Genomic DNA, 19244 nt, shown 5'->3' on the forward strand with positions numbered 1-19244 from the left:
CCACGAAGACTGCTTTTTTATTGAAATTAGCGGATTATTCCACTTCTACAATTTCAAAATCGTGAGTAATTTCGACCCCACCGTCAGATAGCATTTTACTGGCAGAACAGTATTTCTCAGCAGAAAGTTCTACGGCTTTAGCGACCTGTTTCTCTTTGATGCCTTTACCGCTGACCACAAAGTGTAGATGGATTTTGGTAAATACCGCAGGAATTGTATCGGCACGTTCTGCTTTTAATTCACAGCGAACATCAGTAATCTCCTGACGTGCTTTCTTTAAAATTGTCACAATGTCAAAAGAAGCACAACCGCCCAGACCGGTTAAAATCAGTTCCATTGGGCGAGGACCACGGTTTTCACCGCCATATTCAGGTGAACCATCCATGATGATACTGTGACCACTTTGAGTTTTTGCTTCAAAAGCAACATTCTCTAGCCAATGAACACTCGTTTGCATTGCAACTACCTAAAAAAAGCTATAAATTTACGAAGTAACTGTACACTAACATAAATTGGGTTGATAAGGAATTTCAATCCCACTGTGTGACAAGTTCACATTAGGTCTTGTGCGATCTATAAATTATCCATATTCGGAACTGTAAGCATGACTTCAAACTTTTCACAATTAAGCACAGACGCACTTTCGCCGGGGCAACTACCTGAATCAGTGAAAGCGTTATTAAAACGTGCATATATCAATCGCTATCCAAAACGTACCACGATCGTGGATGCAGGATCAGAATCTAAATCGCTGTATTTAATTCTGAAGGGGTCTGTATCTATCATTCTTCGTGAAGATGATGAACGTGAGATTGTGGTAGCTTATTTAAATGCGGGAGACTTCTTTGGGGAAATGGGTCTTTTCGAAGCAAATCCACAGCGTACTGCAGAAGTGCGTACTCGTGATGTCTGTGAAATTGCTGAAATTACCTATGAAAACTTTCATGAAATTAGCAAACAATATCCAGACCTTAGCTATGCAGTTTTTGCCCAGCTGGTTCGCCGTCTGAAAAATACCACACGTAAAGTGACTGACCTGGCATTTATCGATGTGTCTGGTCGTATTGCACGTTGTCTGATTGACCTGTCATCTCAGCCAGAAGCGATGATCTTGCCAAATGGTCGTCAGATCCGTATTACCCGTCAGGAAATTGGCCGTATTGTTGGGTGTTCACGTGAAATGGTCGGTCGTGTTCTAAAAACTCTAGAAGAACAGGGCATGATTGAAACCGATGGTAAGGCGATTCTGATTTTTGATGCATCGCTGGAAGAACCTGAAGCAGTGGGTGCTGGCGAGTTCGAAGACGAATAAGCCAAAAGCACGATAAAAAGCAAATCTTCGGGTTTGCTTTTTTTATTCCTGTTTAAAAATTTCAGCCTGATTCAGAACATAACAAATTGGCACAAGCTTCTTAGAAAAGATGATCTAAGTCCGTCTTATAATTCCGATAGGCTATAGCACACTTGCTCTTGATAAATAACAGATAAACTTAAAGGACATTTTTATGCAATTCAGACCATTGGCGGATACGGGAATCTTATTGCCAGAAATCTGTTTGGGCACCATGACTTTTGGTGAGCAAAATACTCAGGAAGAGGCTTTTCAGCAATTAGACTATGCCTTGGAGCAAGGTTTATATTTCTGGGATACCGCAGAAATGTATCCGGTGCCACCCAAGCCTGAAACGCAAGGGGCAACTGAACGCATTATTGGTAACTGGATTGCTTCACGTGGTGGTCGTGACAAACTATTTTTAGCTTCGAAAATTGCGGGTCCGTCACAAGGTGGGAGCCATATCCGTGATGGTCAGACCCGGTTTGTGGCAGATGAGATTGCATCAGCAATTGATAATTCATTGTCACGTTTGCAAACTGATTATATCGACCTGTACCAATTGCACTGGCCTCAGCGCGCAACCAATTTCTTTGGCAAGCTGGGTTATGGCAATGCAGAAGCTGCAGATGATCGTGCCGTAACGAATCTGGAAGAAACCCTGACTGCTTTGCATGACGAAATTAAGAAAGGTCGTATCCGTTATATTGGCTTGTCCAATGAAACCCCTTGGGGCACCATGAAGTTCCTGCATCTGGCAGAGAAATTGGGACTTTCTAAATTTGTTAGCGTGCAAAATCCGTATAGCTTGCTGAATCGGACTTATGAAATTGGTATGTCGGAAATTGCCAAATACGAAGGTGTAGGTTTGCTGGCTTATTCTCCACTGGCATTCGGTTATCTGACTGGTAAATTCCGCAATGGTGCACGTCCAGCCAATGCACGTGTGACTTTATTTTCACGTTTTAGCCGTTATAGCAATCCGGAAAGCGAGTGGGCCGTCGAGCAGTATGCACAACTGGCTGAGCAGCATGGCCTGACCTTAACCCAGTTGTCACTGGCTTTCATTAAACAGCAGTTCTTCGTGACCAGTACTATTATTGGTGCGACCAACTTGGATCAGCTCAAAGAAAACATTCAGGCGTTTGACGTGAATCTGTCTGAAGAAGTCTTGCAGGGCATTGAAGCCATTCACCGTCAGCAGCCCAATCCGGCACCATAATCACGATATTACCATTCTAAAACACCCTCTAAGCGAGGGTGCTTTTAATTTGATGAGTAAATTTGATGATAAACAACATAGCAAGAAAAGGATAAAGGCAGCATAATCAAAACAAGATTCATCAATAGGATTTAATAAAAATGAATAATGAAACGGATATTTCTAAATCCCAAGTACTAGCTATAGCAATATTCAATCTCGCTGAACAGTTGCAATTGCAAGAATCTGAGCTTGCATTAGTTCTGGATCTATCTAAAGCAGAATTATCGTCAATCATAAATCAAAAAGAATTAGAACCAGATACTACCGCAGGTAAAAGAGCAATAACTTTAATCAATATCTATCAGGCATTATTTAGCCTGAATGGTGGGGATTTGAGCTGGATGCGCCAGTTTATCAATTCACCTAACAAGCTTTTGGATCAGCAAATACCAAGATCCTTGATGCAAACAGAATATGGTTTGAGTGCAGTATTGCGATTACTAGGACGCTTGCAACCGCACTAAAGGTCTTTCTCTATTTTCTACCCATCCGAAAAATAGCAGAGTCAATTAAATCAAATATTCATTATTGATCTTCACCTTAAAAATTCTACTTTCGCTCACTTGAAATATTTTCATTGAATACCAATATTAATACTGATAACTCTGTCTTTTATTTAATTAAATTTTTGAAAAATATATAAAAAATTATTTGAAATTTTATTTCCAGCACCCATATATCCATCAAGTAGAAAATTTGTTGTGAGGAATAACAAGAATGCGTTTTGAGAAATTTACCAATCGCTTACAGCAAACCCTTTCCGATGCGCAATCTCTGGCAATGAGCAAGGATCATGCTGCCATTGAAGGGATTCACATCTTGTCCACCTTGATGGAAGAAGCATCGAATGTGAGCTTGCTGCAACAGGCAGGAGCGAACCTGCGTGACCTGCAAAGCAAAGTACAAACTGCGCTGAACAATGTAGCTACGCTCGGTAATCCCTCTGCCGATATCAATATCAGTCAGGAAGCAGCCAAAGCCCTGCATCTAGCGGACAGTTATGCACAAAAAGCAGGAGATGAGTTCCTGTCCACTGACTGGGTATTACTGGCACTTGCAGAAACGGGTGCCACCAAAACCTTATTAAATAGTGTTGGCGTAAAAACTGAAACTTTACGACAGGTCATTAATCAAATTCGAGGCGATGAAAAAGTCATGAGCAATAATCATGAAGATCAACGGGACTCACTGAATAAATATACGATTGATTTAACTGAACGTGCCATGGCTGGCAAACTTGACCCGGTGATTGGTCGTGATGATGAAATCCGTCGTACGATCCAGGTGCTGTCACGCCGTACCAAAAACAACCCGGTACTGATCGGTGAGCCAGGTGTCGGTAAAACTGCGATTGTCGAAGGTCTGGCACAACGTATTGTTAACGGTGAAGTTCCTGAAGGCTTGAAAGGCAAACGTGTATTATCACTGGACTTAGGTTCATTGCTGGCAGGTGCCAAATATCGTGGTGAGTTCGAAGAACGTCTGAAAGCCGTTCTGAAAGATCTGGCTAAACATGAAGGCGAAATCATCCTGTTCATTGACGAGCTGCATACATTGGTCGGTGCCGGTAAAGGCGATGGCGCCATGGATGCGGGTAACATGCTGAAACCTGCATTAGCGCGCGGTGAACTACGCTGTGTCGGTGCAACGACTCTGGATGAATATCGTCAGTACATTGAAAAAGATGCAGCTTTAGAGCGTCGTTTCCAGAAAGTGCTGGTGGATGAACCAAGCGTGGAAGATACCATTGCGATTCTGCGTGGTCTGAAAGATCGTTATGCAACTCACCATGGTGTGCAGATTCTGGATTCTGCAATCATTGCTGCGGCGAAAATGTCGCATCGTTACATCACAGATCGTCAATTGCCGGATAAAGCCATTGACCTGATTGATGAAGCAGCATCTCGTATCAAAATGGAGCTGGATTCTAAACCTGAAGCACTGGATAAACTCGAACGTCGTCTGATTCAGCTGAAGATGCAGCTTGAAGCGGTGAAAAAAGATGCAGACTCTGGTGCACAAAGCGAAGTGAAACATCTGGAAGAGCAGATTGCCACTGTAGAGAAAGAGTACAGCGAGCTGGAAGAAATCTGGCGTGCCGATAAAGCGCTGGTAGCAGGCAACAAAGATATTCAGGTGAAACTGGATCAGGCTCGCATTGCGCTGGAAAAAGCCCAGCGTGAAGGTGATCTGGCTGAAGCAGCACGTTATCAATACGGTGTGATTCCTGAACTGCAAAAACAGCTGGAACGTATTGAAGCGGCTGAAGAAAGTGAAGCACCAAAACTGTTACGTGACAAAGTCACTGACAATGAGATCGCTGAAGTAGTCAGTGCTGCGACCGGTATTCCTGTGGCGAAAATGCTGCAAGGTGAGCGTGATAAACTGCTGCATATGGAAGAATTCCTGCATAACCGTGTTGTTGGTCAGGAAGAAGCCGTAGTGGCTGTATCTAATGCTGTGCGCCGTTCACGTGCTGGCTTGTCCGATCCTAACCGTCCAAGTGGTTCATTCCTGTTCTTAGGCCCAACAGGTGTGGGTAAAACAGAATTGACTAAAGCTTTGGCGAACTTCCTGTTCGACAGTGACGATGCCATGATCCGAATCGACATGTCCGAATTTATGGAAAAACATTCGGTGAGCCGCTTGGTCGGTGCACCTCCGGGCTATGTCGGTTATGAAGAAGGTGGTGTGCTGACTGAAGCGGTGCGCCGTAAACCATATAGCGTGGTGTTATTCGATGAGGTCGAAAAAGCGCATCCGGATGTATTTAACATTCTGCTGCAAGTGCTAGATGATGGTCGTTTGACTGACTCGCAAGGTCGTGTGGTGGACTTTAAAAATACCGTGATTGTGATGACTTCGAACCTGGGTTCACAGGATGTCCGTGAACTGGGCGATAAAGCAACTCGTGAAGAAGTCCGTACAGTGGTGATGAATGCGGTATCGGAACATTTCCGTCCAGAATTTATCAACCGTATTGACGAGCTGGTGGTGTTCCATGCGCTAGAAAAAGACCAGATCCGTGGTATTGCCGATATCCAGTTGAACCGCTTGCGTCAACGTCTGGCAGAACGCGATATGCGTCTGTCTGTGGATGACAGTGCTTTCGATCAGTTAATCGAAGCTGGTTTCGATCCGTTGTATGGTGCGCGTCCATTAAAACGTGCGATCCAGCAACGTATTGAAAATGGTTTGGCACAAAGCATCCTGGCAGGTGAGTTTGGCCCTGGTGATACCATCGTCGTTCGTGGTGAAAGTGGCGAGCTGGTCTTTGAAAAAATGAAACTCAGCTAATAGAAGTTCTCCTCGCAACAAAAAAACCCAGCCTAGGCTGGGTTTTTCTTTATCTTATATTCACACCTTACATTTTTGGATGAGTAATTTTCCAGGCACGGTGAATTTTCTGGTTACGCTTGAAGTCTGGACCAATGGTTTCATGCGTGATTTCTTCCACGTCATATAAACCTTCAATCATTTCATCCATTTCGAAACCACGGTAGTTGTTCGAGAAATACAACGTACCGTCAGTGGTTAAACGGTTCATGGCACGTTTCAATAAAGAGACGTGGTCACGCTGAACGTCGAAAGTCCCGTAGAATTTTTTCGAGTTAGAGAATGTCGGTGGATCGATAAAGATCAGGTCATATTGTTCATGACCTTCTTTCAGCCATTCAAAACAGTCAGATGCAAAGAATTGATGTTGTTGATCGGCATGGTCTACAGTCAGGCCGTTTAGAACAAAGTTCTCTTTTGACCAGTTCAAATAAGTATTAGACAAATCGACACTGGTGGTACTCGCTGCACCACCTAAAGCTGCATGTAAGCTCGCCGTAGAAGTATAACTGTACAGATTCAGAAAGTGTTTACCTTTGGCTTCTTTGGCAATACGCAGACGCATCTGACGGTGATCCAGGAATAGACCGGTATCCAGATAATCGGTCAGGTTGACCAGAATCTTGGCTTGGCCTTCCTGGACGATAAAACGTTTAGACGCTGTACTTTGTTTGGTGTACTGGTTTTTACCTTCCTGACGGGCACGCGTCTTGATAAAGATCGCATCACGGCCCAAACCGGTCACGGCACGAATTGCCTGTAGAGCCAGGTTAAAACGTTTTTTTGCTTTTTCAGGATCGATTTTTTTCGGTGGTGCATATTCCTGAACATGCAGACGTTCGCCATACAGGTCGACTGCTACGTTAAAGTCTGGTAAGTCGGCATCATACAAACGCAGGCAGTGAATATTTTCTTTTACCACCCATTTTTTCAGGGTTTGCATATTCTTGGTCAGGCGGTTAGCAAATTCCATCGCACCTTCGATCGGCTCGAATTGTTGCGGCTGCCAGCTTTCCAGGAAAGGACGTGTGACTGCTGCCGGTTTTACTGTACCAAAACGGATATAGATTGGCAGTTTACCGTTCATCAAACGCAGAATTTGCGGGTCATTGAACGCCAAGACATCGGCCTGTTCCACCTGAGCAGCAATGACTGCGGCTTTTTGATTCGGGAAATTCTTTTGCAGCAGATTAGACAAACCCAGATACAAGGCACGGTTAGATGCCTTATCGCCCAGACGCTCACCATATGGTGGATTCGTCACAAAGAAGACTTTCTTGCCTTCAGCCTGGAAATCTGGCCAGTCATTTAAAGTACGCTCTTCGATCTTGATCTGATCAAGGGCTGATTCAAAACCTGCCGCAATAATGTTCTGTTTAGTGGCTTTCACCGCTTCCCAGTCGGCATCAAAGGCATAGAATTTCGGTAATGGATTTTCTAGCGCAGCTTTATGACGCTCAGCCGCTTCAGCTTTGATACCCATCCATAATTCATGGTCATGACCATTCCAGCCATTAAATCCGAAACGACGCACCAGACCTGGGGCACGATCAGTCAGAATCATCAGTGATTCAATAATAAACGTCCCTGAACCACACATTGGGTCAACTACAATATCTGGGTTGATGTCTTTCAGGCCGCCTTTTTGTAGGATCGCAGCCGCCAAGTTTTCCTTGATTGGTGCTTCAGTCATAAAGCGGCGATAGCCACGTTTATGCAGAGAATCACCGGATAAATCTAAACAATAAGTGTGTTCTTTTTTACCAGCCAGAATGTACATAGTAATTTCTGGCTGTTTGGTATCAATACTTGGGCGCTTGCCCACAGCTTCCATAAAGGAATCGACGACGCCATCTTTGGCACGTAGAGTCGCAAACTGGGTGTTGACCTTAATATCACGTTCAACGTGCAGACGAATTGCAAAGGTGCTTTGTGGTGCAAAAATCAGTGACCAGTCGAAGCTCATCGCACCTTCATAAAGCTCTTCTGCAACATCACGCGCATCGTGGGAGAATTCGATTTCATGCGTATGAATTGGCATCAGGACACGAGAAGCCAGACGAGACCACATACAGATGCGGTAAGCATTTTCAAGCGTGCCTTTGAAGGTCAGACGACCTGGGAAACGTTCAATATCCTGAACACCTAAACCTTTGATTTCTTCTTCTAATAAGGTTTCCAGACCATCGGCACAGGTGACCCAATAATTGCTTAAACGTGAAGAGGTATTCATAAAATAGAGAGACCGGAAAAGAATAAATAAAAAACTGCGTTCAGTTTAGCGTATTTTGCCTGTTAAAGCTTTGGAAATTTTTTAAAATCGAGCATATACAGCCTAGTTTTACTCCTCCTAAAAAGCACTAAATGTTGACTTAAAAAGCAAACTGAAAATTTATGAAATAGCTAAGATTACACAATACCAATAGGGGGAATTTTTGATTAAATCTTTTATTTTACAGATGGATATCTGATGAATATTAAACTAATTCACAATGCTAGCTCTTCAAGTGCGACCATGTTGTATGTGTGATTTAAAAAAATAAATAATCGGGTTATTGATGTGATGGATCTGATGCAGGGTTGTTCATATGCACCTCATGGCATCAACATTACTCTAAAAGTAAAAGCTAAAATTGGGTCACTTATGTCAAGTGATCGAGACTAAGAATTGATTAGCCAGACGAGGAGTGAATCTAAAACAAAAAAGACACTGATCTACGATTGCTCGAGGTAGAACAATTTTCATTCATATCAATTTATAACTCACATAACTTATTTATTAATTTTGGTACGTTTATTGCTCTATCTAATATCAATGAAGCTGTAATGCTGAGGGGAATCATTACAGCTTCATCTTTATTCTTAATTATTATTTCGGAGGGGCTTAGATGTTGGATCTTCAATTACGCAGGAATGAGGCATTTTCAATCGCTACCTTGATCTATGCACGTTTAAGACGAGTGACTGGGCGAGTAATTGATGCCATGTATCTTGCAGAAAATATCCACTATGCAAAGCATGTGATTGGGCTGGCAGAGCAGACTGAAGATCCTGAGTTATTACATCTGGTCAATCGTTTAAAAACCACTCTGGATTTATCGTCATTTTCAGAACTGCAGGCTGAAGAACAGGCGGAAAAGGAACTGATTTCTGTGGAACCAAGTGAAGAAGATATCTATCGCGCACAGGTTTCACATCATTATATTGGCGCATTGCGCTAATTGGGGGATTGGGTGTGGATGCTCCAGACTGAAGCACTCATGTTTAAATGAAAAAACAAGCATATAGATAGACAGGTTAAATTATCTTATTGAAAAAATACATGGGAATTTAAATTTCCATTCTTATTACCGAGATGGTTTTTGTACAACCGAGCTCTTTATCAACTATAAAGATTCGCTAATCTCTGTATAATACGTTGACTTAACGTATAAGGAATCTCTCATGCACTTGGCGGCATTGCATACACCGAGCCAGATTCAACTCAACAAAGCAGGTAATCTTAAACATTTCCTGACCATCGAAGGTCTTTCTAAAGAAACTCTTACAAAAATACTGGACACTGCGTTGTCCTTTTTTAATGACCAAAATCAGCTGATCACCAATAATTTGCTCGAAGGCAAAACGGTGATGAACCTATTTTTTGAAAATTCTACCCGAACGCGTACTACATTTGAGGCAGCGGCCAAACGTCTGTCTGCCAACGTGCTGAATATCGATATTGCCCGTTCAAGTACCTCTAAAGGTGAAACTTTACGTGATACCTTGTGGAATCTTGAAGCCATGGCGGCAGATATTTTCGTGGTACGTCATTCATCTTCAGGTGCAGCACACTTTATTGCCAAAGATGTCTGTCCAAATGTCGCTATTATTAATGCAGGGGATGGCCGTCATGCCCATCCAACTCAAGCGATGCTGGATATGCTGACTATTCGCCGCGAGACCAATAAAAAATTCGAAGATATGTCGATTGCGATTATTGGCGATATCAAGCATTCGCGTGTAGCACGTTCAGATGTGGCGGCACTGCAAACCTTAGGCTGTAAAGATATTCGCGTGATTGCACCGAATACGTTATTGCCATACGGTTTTGATGACTACAGTGAAGATGTACGCCTGTTCAATAATATGGAAGATGGCATCAAAGACTGTGATGTGATCATTACCTTACGTATTCAAAACGAGCGTATTGATTCGCCAGCGCTGTCTTCTCAGGCTGAATTCTACAAAATGTATGGCCTGAATAAAGAACGTCTCGCCATGGCCAAGCCGGATTGTATCGTGATGCATCCAGGACCAATGAACCGTGGTGTGGAAATTGATTCCAGTATTGCAGACGGTCCGCAATCCGTGATTCTGAAACAGGTTACTAACGGGATTGCAGTACGTATGGCGGTACTGGCTCTTGCGATGCAGGGTCAGTTACAGGAACAGGGTTTGATTGAAGCGATTGCGGTATAAGGAATAAGTCATGTCTATTGTAAAAATTGAAAATGTCCGTGTTCTTGACCCAATCCAAAACACTGATTCAGTCGAAACGGTTTATCTGGAAAATGGTAAACGTATTGCAGAAACTGCTCACGTCTCTGAAACCATTGATGGGCAGGGCAAATGGCTGATGCCAACCATGGTGGATCTGTGTGCACGTTTACGAGAACCGGGCCAGCAGCAACACGGAACTTTAAAGTCTGAAGGTAAGGCTGCACGTGAAAACGGTATTCTGCATGTCTTTACCCCGCCAGATTCCAAACCGATTGTGCAGGATAATGGTGCGCTGATTCATGGTCTGGTTGAAAAAGCCATGCTGGATGGTGGCATTTATTTGCAAGTGATCGGTGCGCAAACTCAAGGTTTGCAAGGTCAGCAACCAGCCAATATGGCAGGTTTAAAAAAGGGTGGTTGTACTGCGGTTTCTAATGCCAGTGCGCCGTTTGCCAATGATGATGTGGTATTGCGTACACTTGAATATGCAGCGGGCTTGGACCTGACTGTAGTGTTCTATGCAGAAGAGCCGCAAATTGCCAAAGATGGTTGTGTGCATGAAGGCTTTATTGCTTCACGCCAAGGCTTGCCAATGATTCCATCGCTAGCGGAAACTGTGGCCATTGCCAAATACCTGCTCATGATTGAAGCAACTAAAGTACGTGCTCATTTTGGCTTGTTATCTTGTGGTGCATCAGTAGAACTGATTCGTATTGCTAAAGAAAAAGGCTTGCCAGTAACTTGTGATGTCGCTATGCACCAATTGCATCTGACTGACCATCTGATTGATGGCTTTAACTCTCTTGCACACGTGCGTCCACCATTACGTTCTGAATCTGACAAAGAATTACTGCGTCAGGGCGTAAAATCTGGTGTGATTGATGCGATCTGTACCCATCATGAACCCCTGAGCAGCTCTGCCAAAATGGCACCCTTTGCGGAAACACAGCCTGGCTTTACCGCGTTTGATACCTACGTACCGTTCGGTATCCAACTAGTGAATGAAGGCTTCTTTACGCCGTTGGAATGGGTGGAGAAAGTCACAGTTGCTCCTGCGAAAGTCGCCAGTATGTTTGAGCGTTGGAAAGCGGAAGCAGGCTGGGTACTGGTTGATCCAGAACAGGAGTGGACATTAAGCAAAGAAACGATCGTTTCTCAAGGTAAAAATACACCACTGCTCAATCAAAAAGTGAAAGGTAAAGTGCTGCAAACTTTTATTGCTGCATAACACTTACATTTCGCGTTTACAAAAAGTCAGCTTCGGCTGACTTTTTTATATCTTAATTAAAATAGTAGAAAAGTTAGCCCTATATAAACAGTGAAACTTTATGATATCAGTACAATTATTAACATTCCAAAGAGGGTGGGTCGCTACACTGATTAAATATTAAACATTATAAATCAGAATAATGGTGATCTTGATGAATACAGATTTAATTGAACGTTTAAAGAGTGATGTGACCGCCATTGTGCTGCAAGGTGAAACTGAACATCTATTTGCCAAGGATCAGGCCTTAGCCCAATTCTATCCTGTATTGTTAAGTATTCTTCGTGCAAGACCGGCCTGGATTGAAAGTTTCGGTCAGCAACTTAATCCCAAGATTGATGAATTATTTAATAATAATCCGACCCTAAAACAACAATTCCTGGCTCAGTTAGATTCAACTGCACCTCAAGATGAAATTGAACAGACCCTGAACCGGGCAATTGTTCCAACCATGAACTTCTTGCAAGCAGAAGCGGGTGCACCCACTGCTGAAGCAGTAGGCCATTTGTTAGATACCCATGCAGACTCGATTCAACGGGCATTACCAGTCTGGGCTGGCCCCATACTGGCATCTCTAGGCGTATCTCCGCTGGCGGGACAAAACCTGAACCGCGCACCGGGTCTGGCTTCTGAACCGGAGGCAGAGCCGGTACTGACTGAAGAGAAAAAGGCAGTAGTGTTCTGGCCATTTATTCTCCTCGTGATTATTGCTGCAATTATCTTATTCTTCTTCCGTGGATGCCTGCGTGATGATGATCCGGATGAATTGCGAAATGCTCAAGCGGTGAGTGAAGCTGCTGCAACGAACCCTGCAATTTTAAAAATCAGCACAGGTAGTCAGGGTGAAATCGTCAACTGTCAGGTACAGATGAATGATCCGAAATATATGCAGATTTTGCAAAATGAAATCAAACAGATCTTTAATTACAGTATTGGCTGTGGTGCAGTAGCCAATGAGAATTACCACTCAGAATTTATTGATCAGGATACGATTCCATCTGTATTGAAACTGCTGCAAGGCATGTCAAATGTGACTTTGACTTGGGCGGGTAATCAGGTGTCTGTACAGGCAGCAAACAGTGCGGATGCACAGCGTTTGGCAGGTCAGATTCGTGGTCTGGCTAAAAATGTAGAAGTCGTGACCCAAAAACCAGTTGATATGGATGAGGCGATCAATACAGCCAATACCGAGGCTAAAAAAGCTTTAGACGAACTTCAGATGGAAAATATTGAGGCGCTGGATGTTGCAACTGCCTTAAACCTGCAAATTATTCATTTTGCGACAGGTTCTACAGAAATTCCTGAAGTGAATAAAAGCTTGCTGGATCAGACCGCAGCTTTATTGCAATATGCCAAAGATGTACGTCTAACCGTAATAGGCCATACTGATACGGAAGGCAGCAGCACTCAAAATCAGGAGCTGTCTTTAAAACGTGCTCAAGCCATTGTGAATTATCTGGTGCAGAAAGGGGTGAACCCGGCGCAGTTACAACCAGTAGGTATGGCGGCGAATCAGCCTGCTCAACCGAATGCGACTTCAAACGGTCAGTATCAAAACCGTCGTGTAACTTTTGAAGTTATGAGTACCGAAGATGGCCGTGTCCATACTGTAGATAATGAAGGCGTAGTTGAAAAGAAAGCCAGCTAAATAATTCTTTCATCATAAAAAAAGGACGAATGATTCGTCCTTTTTTATTTGTTATAAATTAAGAGAAGACAGGTGGGGTATAAGTCAGGGTTCTTCCCAGGAACCAGAGTAAGAACAGTACCAACGGAAGATGAAAGACCAGTTGGGTCACTGTAAAACCGATCACATCTTTAGCCTTTAACTTTAGGATCCCCAGCATGGGGAGCATAAAGAAAGGATTAATCAGATTGGGTAAGGCTTCGGCTGCATTGTAAATCTGGACAGACCAGCCCAGATGCACTTTCAGGTCATGTGCGGCCTGCATCACATAAGGCGCTTCAATAATCCATTTTCCTCCACCAGAAGGAATGAAGAAGCCTAGAATAGCTGAATAAATTCCCATCACCACTGCAAAGGTTTCCTGCGAGGCAATCGAAACGAAGAACTCGGCGATATAGTGCGATAGGGACAGGTCAGCAGAATTCAGGGCATTGGTCATCATAAAGGCGATGCTGCCATAAAGCGGAAACTGGATCAGCACCCCTGAAATGGCCGGCACAGCTTTGGACACAGCATTGAGAAAATTACGTGGTGTACCATGTAAAGCTACACCCAAAATCAGAAAGATAAAGTTATAGGTGTTTAAGCTGGAGATTGCCAGAATAGGATTACTTTTGGAAAACTCGTTAAACATCCAGACCAGACCCAGAACCACAATCAGAATACTTAAGATTGGCGAGTTTTCCAGCCAGTCACCCGGCCGTTTATGGGTCACGGTTTCAGTCTTTTCTTCTTCAATCTGGATCGGGAAGTGATCAATAGTTTTAATATGATTGCCTTTGGGCGCAGACCAGTAGGCAATGGCAATCGAAGCAATAATCAAGACTGCTGTCATGATCATGGATTGCGGCAGGAAAATCGTTTCAGTAAATGGAATCACACCAGTCAGATTATAAAGTGGTTCTGGTAGACTGGATTTGTTGGCTTGTAATTGCGCTGCTGAAGAGCTGATACCCAGTGCCCAGGTTGCGCCCATCCCGATAATCGCTGCTGCGGCAGCCGCACGGTAATCCATATTCAGTTCTTTACGCTGCGCTAGCGCAATCACCAGAAGTGCGGTTAGAACCGTACTCATCGCCCAGTTAATCAGGGAAATCAGTAGACTAACAGTGGCGACGAGAACGATGGCTCCACGTCCAGAATGAGGAATGCGCGCCATTTTCTGAATCAGTAATTGCATCGGTTTGGAAACCGAAACTACATAACCCACCACGATCAGCATACACATCTGTAAGGTAAAGGGAATCAGACTCCAGAATCCGTCACCAAATGAAATCGCGACGTCTTGTGCCGGCGCACCAATGCCAATCGCGGCAATCGCAACGATGATGACACCGAGTAGGGCAAAGATATAAGAGTCCGGAAACCATTTTTCAGACCAGTCGCTGACGCGCATGGCAAAGCGCTGCAAGATATTTTGTTGAGTTTGCATGATTAAAATCCATTTATTCTGCATTTGTTATTAAGAAGTGGCTTTCTTCAGCCAAAAAGAAACCCTTAAAAATTTTCATTTTAAGGGCTGGAAAAAATCAGGCTGCTTTACGGAGTAAAGGTACGCCGGTGACTTTCTGAATTTCATCAAAACTGACATCGGGTGCCAGTTCTACAAGTTGAATACCTTCAGGTGTGACATCCAATACACCTAAGTCAGTAATAATCCGGTTCACTACGGCCTGACCAGTAAGCGGAAGACTACATTGTGAGACAATTTTAGGCGTACCATCTTTGGCGCAGTGTTCCATCAGCACCACAACTTTTTGCACACCTGCGACCAGATCCATGGCACCACCCATGCCTTTGACTTTCTTGCCTGGAATCATCCAGTTGGCTAGATCACCATTTTCTGAGACTTCCATAGCCCCCAGAATGGCGATATTGACATGACCGCCACGGATCATGGCAAAGGAGTCGGCACTAGAAAAGAAAGAAGCACCTTTGCGGGCAGTTACCGTCTGTTTGCCAGCATTGATCAGGTCTGCATCCACAGTATCGGCCGTTGGAAATTCTCCAATACCCAGCAGGCCATTTTCAGACTGTAGCCAGACATTAATATTCTCTGGAATATAATTTGCGACTAAGGTTGGCAGACCAATACCCAGATTCACATAGAAACCATCTTCAAGTTCCTGTGCGGCGCGCTGCGCCATTTCATTACGTGTCCAAGCCATGATCAAGCCTCCGCCTTTAAAGTCATCTGTTCAATCCGTTTTTCCGGTTGGGTATTCAGTACAATCCGGTTCACATAAATGCCGGGAAGATGAATTTCATCTGGATCAAGGGCACCGATCTCGACAATTTCTTCGACTTCAGCAATGGTCACTTTGCCAGCCATGGCACAGACCGGATTGAAGTTCTGGGCAGTTTTACGGAAAATCAGGTTACCGGCTTTATCGGCCTTATAAGCTTTCACCAAAGCCACATCCGCAGTTAAGGATTCTTCCAGAATATAAGACTTACCATTGAATTCGCGGACATCTTTACCTTCAGCAATAACGGTACCGACACCAGTCGCGGTATAGAAAGCGGGAATACCTGCACCACCGGCACGTAATTTTTCCGCCAACGTGCCTTGTGGAGTCAATTCTACTTCAAGTTCACCGCTTAAGTATTGGCGTTCAAATTCCTTATTCTCGCCCACATAGGAAGAGATCATCTTTTTAATCTGTTTGGTTTCCAGCAATAGCCCCAAGCCAAAGCCATCGACACCGGCATTATTGGAAATACAGGTGAGACTTTTGGCACCGGTTTCTTTTAAAGCTGCAATTAGGGCTTCTGGAATACCACATAGACCAAAACCGCCTACCGCCAAGGTATGTCCATTCTGAACCACGCCGTCTAAAGCGGCTTTTGCACTGTCATACACTTTATTTGACATTTTTACCTCGATTTATTCTTCTCTTGCAGATCTCTTTCATCTAAAGATCTGCTGATTTCTATCCATGAGGACTTATAGAGTGTCCGGCTATTTCAAGTTTTTAAGCACAGGCTTTTTGCCAATAGGCATTGGCATAATTGGATGGATTATTGCGTTGTAATACCTCGCTGATATTACGGCTGGCCTGCATCAAAGCATCCAGTTGAATACCGGTTTCAAAGCCCATCTTGGAGAGCAGGTAATACAGGTCTTCAGTTGAAACATTGCCGGAAGCACCTTTGGCATAAGGACAGCCACCGAGACCGGCAATAGAGGAGTCAAATACCCGAATCCCTTGCAGCAATGACTGGTAAATATTAGCGATGGCCATGCCATAGGTATTATGAAAATGACCGGCTAGCACTTTACTATCAATTTCTGAAAGACAGGCATCCCAGACGTTCTTCACGCGATCCGGAGTTGCCGTACCAATGGTTTCACCTAATGACACTTCATAGCAGCCCATGTCTAGTAGACGCTGTGTAACTTTGACGACCTGCTTCGGATCAATTGCACCTTCATAAGGGCAGTCCACCATACAAGAGACATAGCCACGCACCTTGACATCATTTGCTTTGGCAGCTGCCATCACATCTGCAAACTTCTCAAAGCTTTCATCAATCGAGCAGTTGATATTCTTGTGGGTAAAGCTTTCAGAAGCTGCGGTAAATACCGCAACTTCTTTACAATCCACAGCCAGCGCTGATTCAAAACCTTTCATGTTTGGCGTCAGCAAACTGAACTGGATATTCGGATCTTTAGGCAAGCTGGCAAATAGCGTATCGCTATCTGCCATCTGTGGAACCCATTTGGCTGAAACACAGGAGCCGACCTCAATCGCCTGCAAACCTGTTTTCATCAGGTCCAGAATCAGATTTTTACGGTCATCTAGTGTTAAAGGTGTTTTTTCGTTTTGCAGGCCATCGCGTGGCCCGACTTCTACGATTTTAACGAAATCTGTCATGCAACTTCCTCCGCTAGAGGCTGAAACTCAACCAGTTCATCACCGGCTTTAACCTGATCACCTTTCTGGAAGTATGAGTTTGCGATAATGCCATCATGCGGAGCGCGAATGGTATATTCGATCTTCATTGCTTCCAAGGTCAGCAGTACATCGTCTTTTTTCACTTTGTCATTTGCCGCGACCAGAACCTGAGTAATCACGCCAGGCATTGGCGCAGTCAAGTTATTTTCAGTCCCTTGTTCATCCTGGTTATTAAAGTCATTTTTCAAATAATTGAACTTGTAGCTTTGACCATTCTGGAACAGGGTAATGCCATGCTCAGTCTGGCTAAATGCCAGTTTCTGCTGCTGACCCGCAAGATTTAACTGGAGTAGGTGTTGATCAAGCAGCTCACCCTGGATGGTAAGTGTCTGGCCTTCATAATTTGCCAGGAAACTATTTTCTAGCGCTTTAAAGCTCACCACACGTAAAACGTCATTACATTGTAATTTAATTGTGTAGTTATTTTGCTGATTCAGACGCCAAAATGCCTTTTGCTGCCAGACGGGATTATTGCTAGTCGGGTTTTGAGCCAGACGCGATAACAGTTCAACCAAGGCTGCAGTGACCACTAATTCTGCACTGATATCAGCAGATGGTTTGAGTAGGAACTCTTCTTCACGTTGAATCAGGCCAGTATCGAGATGGGCATTTTTAAATGAATCACATAATACTAAGCGATCAAGAAAAGCGATGTTATTGCCAAGACCATCGACATGAAACTGACCCAAGGCATGATGCATCTGGGTTAAAGCAGCTTCACGGTTTTTGCCCCAAACAATCAGTTTGGCAATCATCGGATCATAATAGGTGCTGATTTCATCACCTTCGACAATGCCACTATCCACACGCACGCTGTCATTTTGTTCTGGATAGTGCAAATAGCTGATCTGACCGATGGCAGGAATAAAACCTTTTTCTGGTTCTTCGGCATAAACACGGGCTTCCAGTGCATGACCGTGTATCTGTAATTCATGCTGCTGTTTCGGTAAAGGTTCACCGAACGCTACACGTAACTGCCATTCCACCAGATCCTGACCGGTGATCATTTCAGTGACTGGATGCTCAACCTGCAGACGGGTGTTCATTTCCATGAAGTAAGCAGTACCGTCTTGCTCAACGATGAACTCGACTGTACCGGCACCGACATAATTTACAGCACGTGCAGCATCAATTGCGGCTTGGCGCATCGCCTCAAGTTTGTCTTCTGGCATTTTAGGTGCAGGTGCTTCTTCCAGAACTTTCTGGTGACGACGCTGCACGGAGCAATCACGTTCAAACAGATGCACATAATTGCCATGTGTATCACCAAAGACCTGAACTTCAATATGGCGTGGCTGCACGACATAGCGTTCAATCAGCACATCTTCATTGCCGAAGCTGGAACGTGCTTCGCTTTTACAGGAAGCGAGTGAACTCAGGAAATCTTCACTACGCTCGACCAGTCGCATGCCTTTACCGCCACCGCCAGCACTAGCCTTGATCAGTACTGGATAGCCAATACTGTCAGCTTGTTGTTTCAAGAAATCGGCATCCTGATTGGTACCATGATAGCCGGGGGTTAAAGGTACACCAGCTTTTTCCATTAAGGCTTTAGAGGTCGCTTTCAGACCCATTGCTAAGATCGCATCCACTGGCGGACCAATAAAGACAATGTTGTTATCCTGACAGGCCAGGGCAAACTGGTCATTTTCAGACAGGAAACCATAACCTGGATGAATGGCCTGAGCACCGGTAGTTTTTGCTGCCTGAATAATACGTTCAATCTGTAAATAACTTTGTGCAGCAGGTGATTCACCAATATGGATGGCTTCATCTGCCAGTTTGACATGCTGTGCCTGTGCATCGGCATCGGAATATACGGCAACGGTGGCAATCCCTAACTTTTTCGCTGTACGAATCACACGGCAGGCAATTTCACCACGATTGGCAATTAAAATCTTTTCAAACATCCTACG

The 19244-nt window shown here is 44.1% G+C and carries 15 protein-coding genes; 8 read left to right on the top strand and 7 right to left on the bottom strand.

What is annotated here, in order from left to right:
- Positions 1 to 34: 34 nt before the first annotated feature.
- On the bottom strand, positions 35 to 457 hold the full coding sequence (locus FTU72_RS09795) for an OsmC family protein (protein WP_004782528.1): 423 nt from the start codon (positions 455 to 457) through the stop codon (positions 35 to 37).
- A 147-nt stretch (positions 458 to 604) separates the two neighbouring features.
- Between FTU72_RS09795 and crp the strand changes: the two genes are divergently transcribed.
- The 4 genes from crp (at position 605) to clpB (ending at position 5894) form a co-directional block, all read left to right on the top strand.
- On the top strand, positions 605 to 1312 hold the full coding sequence (crp, locus tag FTU72_RS09800; protein ID WP_004782527.1) for a cAMP-activated global transcriptional regulator CRP: 708 nt from the start codon (positions 605 to 607) through the stop codon (positions 1310 to 1312).
- A gap of 193 nt (positions 1313 to 1505) precedes the next feature.
- Positions 1506 to 2555 carry an NADP(H)-dependent aldo-keto reductase gene (locus FTU72_RS09805; protein WP_180025323.1) on the top strand — a complete coding sequence of 350 codons (1050 nt, stop codon included), beginning with the start codon at positions 1506 to 1508 and terminating at the stop codon, positions 2553 to 2555.
- Positions 2556 to 2695: 140 nt separating this feature from the next.
- Entirely contained in the window at positions 2696 to 3061 is a 366-nt protein-coding gene (locus tag FTU72_RS09810) for an antitoxin Xre/MbcA/ParS toxin-binding domain-containing protein (RefSeq protein WP_180012072.1), read from the top strand.
- Between the two features lie 253 nt (positions 3062 to 3314).
- Positions 3315 to 5894 (top strand): ATP-dependent chaperone ClpB, encoded by a 2580-nt coding sequence (clpB, locus tag FTU72_RS09815; RefSeq protein ID WP_180012075.1) that lies wholly within the window; start codon positions 3315 to 3317, stop codon positions 5892 to 5894.
- A 67-nt stretch (positions 5895 to 5961) separates the two neighbouring features.
- Here the strand turns inward: clpB and rlmKL are convergent, their stop codons facing one another.
- Positions 5962 to 8166 (bottom strand): bifunctional 23S rRNA (guanine(2069)-N(7))-methyltransferase RlmK/23S rRNA (guanine(2445)-N(2))-methyltransferase RlmL, encoded by a 2205-nt coding sequence (gene rlmKL, locus FTU72_RS09820; protein ID WP_180031784.1) that lies wholly within the window; start codon positions 8164 to 8166, stop codon positions 5962 to 5964.
- A gap of 655 nt (positions 8167 to 8821) precedes the next feature.
- Here rlmKL and FTU72_RS09825 point away from each other — a divergent pair.
- The 4 genes from FTU72_RS09825 (at position 8822) to FTU72_RS09840 (ending at position 13330) form a co-directional block, all read left to right on the top strand.
- Entirely contained in the window at positions 8822 to 9154 is a 333-nt protein-coding gene (locus FTU72_RS09825; RefSeq protein WP_034170006.1) for a hypothetical protein, read from the top strand.
- A 223-nt stretch (positions 9155 to 9377) separates the two neighbouring features.
- Entirely contained in the window at positions 9378 to 10394 is a 1017-nt protein-coding gene (locus tag FTU72_RS09830; protein WP_004782500.1) for an aspartate carbamoyltransferase catalytic subunit, read from the top strand.
- A gap of 10 nt (positions 10395 to 10404) precedes the next feature.
- Positions 10405 to 11643, top strand: a complete 1239-nt coding sequence (locus tag FTU72_RS09835) for a dihydroorotase (RefSeq protein ID WP_159123875.1) — start codon at positions 10405 to 10407, stop codon at positions 11641 to 11643.
- 193 nt (positions 11644 to 11836) lie between these two features.
- Positions 11837 to 13330 (top strand): OmpA family protein, encoded by a 1494-nt coding sequence (locus tag FTU72_RS09840; RefSeq protein ID WP_257220190.1) that lies wholly within the window; start codon positions 11837 to 11839, stop codon positions 13328 to 13330.
- Between the two features lie 58 nt (positions 13331 to 13388).
- Here the strand turns inward: FTU72_RS09840 and FTU72_RS09845 are convergent, their stop codons facing one another.
- The 5 genes from FTU72_RS09845 to FTU72_RS09865 form a co-directional block, all read right to left on the bottom strand.
- Complete coding sequence (locus tag FTU72_RS09845; RefSeq protein WP_004782496.1) at positions 13389 to 14801, bottom strand: short-chain fatty acid transporter; 1413 nt, start codon at positions 14799 to 14801, stop codon at positions 13389 to 13391.
- A 97-nt stretch (positions 14802 to 14898) separates the two neighbouring features.
- Positions 14899 to 15537, bottom strand: coding sequence for a CoA transferase subunit B (locus FTU72_RS09850; protein WP_004782495.1), 639 nt, complete (start codon positions 15535 to 15537; stop codon positions 14899 to 14901).
- A 2-nt stretch (positions 15538 to 15539) separates the two neighbouring features.
- On the bottom strand, positions 15540 to 16244 hold the full coding sequence (locus tag FTU72_RS09855) for a CoA transferase subunit A (RefSeq protein ID WP_159123878.1): 705 nt from the start codon (positions 16242 to 16244) through the stop codon (positions 15540 to 15542).
- A gap of 100 nt (positions 16245 to 16344) precedes the next feature.
- Positions 16345 to 17247: a hydroxymethylglutaryl-CoA lyase gene (locus tag FTU72_RS09860; RefSeq protein ID WP_004782490.1), complete on the bottom strand. Its 903-nt coding sequence runs from the start codon at positions 17245 to 17247 to the stop codon at positions 16345 to 16347.
- Entirely contained in the window at positions 17244 to 19238 is a 1995-nt protein-coding gene (locus FTU72_RS09865) for an acetyl/propionyl/methylcrotonyl-CoA carboxylase subunit alpha (protein WP_179992276.1), read from the bottom strand. Before FTU72_RS09865 ends, FTU72_RS09860 begins: the two co-directional genes overlap by 4 nt.
- Positions 19239 to 19244: the final 6 nt, after the last annotated feature.

The organism is Acinetobacter sp. YH12137, assembly GCF_013418535.1.
In the GTDB taxonomy this organism is placed as follows: Bacteria; Pseudomonadota; Gammaproteobacteria; order Pseudomonadales; family Moraxellaceae; genus Acinetobacter.

Bases quoted from the DNA above. Each gene is read 5' to 3' on its own strand.
- FTU72_RS09795 (WP_004782528.1), bottom strand. From the start codon at position 457: ATGCAAACGAGTGTTCATTGGCTAGAGAATGTTGCTTTTGAAGCAAAA.
- crp (WP_004782527.1), top strand. From the start codon at position 605: ATGACTTCAAACTTTTCACAATTAAGCACAGACGCACTTTCGCCGGGG.
- FTU72_RS09805 (WP_180025323.1), top strand. From the start codon at position 1,506: ATGCAATTCAGACCATTGGCGGATACGGGAATCTTATTGCCAGAAATC.
- FTU72_RS09810 (WP_180012072.1), top strand. From the start codon at position 2,696: ATGAATAATGAAACGGATATTTCTAAATCCCAAGTACTAGCTATAGCA.
- clpB (WP_180012075.1), top strand. From the start codon at position 3,315: ATGCGTTTTGAGAAATTTACCAATCGCTTACAGCAAACCCTTTCCGAT.
- rlmKL (WP_180031784.1), bottom strand. From the start codon at position 8,166: ATGAATACCTCTTCACGTTTAAGCAATTATTGGGTCACCTGTGCCGAT.
- FTU72_RS09825 (WP_034170006.1), top strand. From the start codon at position 8,822: ATGTTGGATCTTCAATTACGCAGGAATGAGGCATTTTCAATCGCTACC.
- FTU72_RS09830 (WP_004782500.1), top strand. From the start codon at position 9,378: ATGCACTTGGCGGCATTGCATACACCGAGCCAGATTCAACTCAACAAA.
- FTU72_RS09835 (WP_159123875.1), top strand. From the start codon at position 10,405: ATGTCTATTGTAAAAATTGAAAATGTCCGTGTTCTTGACCCAATCCAA.
- FTU72_RS09840 (WP_257220190.1), top strand. From the start codon at position 11,837: ATGAATACAGATTTAATTGAACGTTTAAAGAGTGATGTGACCGCCATT.
- FTU72_RS09845 (WP_004782496.1), bottom strand. From the start codon at position 14,801: ATGCAAACTCAACAAAATATCTTGCAGCGCTTTGCCATGCGCGTCAGC.
- FTU72_RS09850 (WP_004782495.1), bottom strand. From the start codon at position 15,537: ATGGCTTGGACACGTAATGAAATGGCGCAGCGCGCCGCACAGGAACTT.
- FTU72_RS09855 (WP_159123878.1), bottom strand. From the start codon at position 16,244: ATGTCAAATAAAGTGTATGACAGTGCAAAAGCCGCTTTAGACGGCGTG.
- FTU72_RS09860 (WP_004782490.1), bottom strand. From the start codon at position 17,247: ATGACAGATTTCGTTAAAATCGTAGAAGTCGGGCCACGCGATGGCCTG.
- FTU72_RS09865 (WP_179992276.1), bottom strand. From the start codon at position 19,238: ATGTTTGAAAAGATTTTAATTGCCAATCGTGGTGAAATTGCCTGCCGT.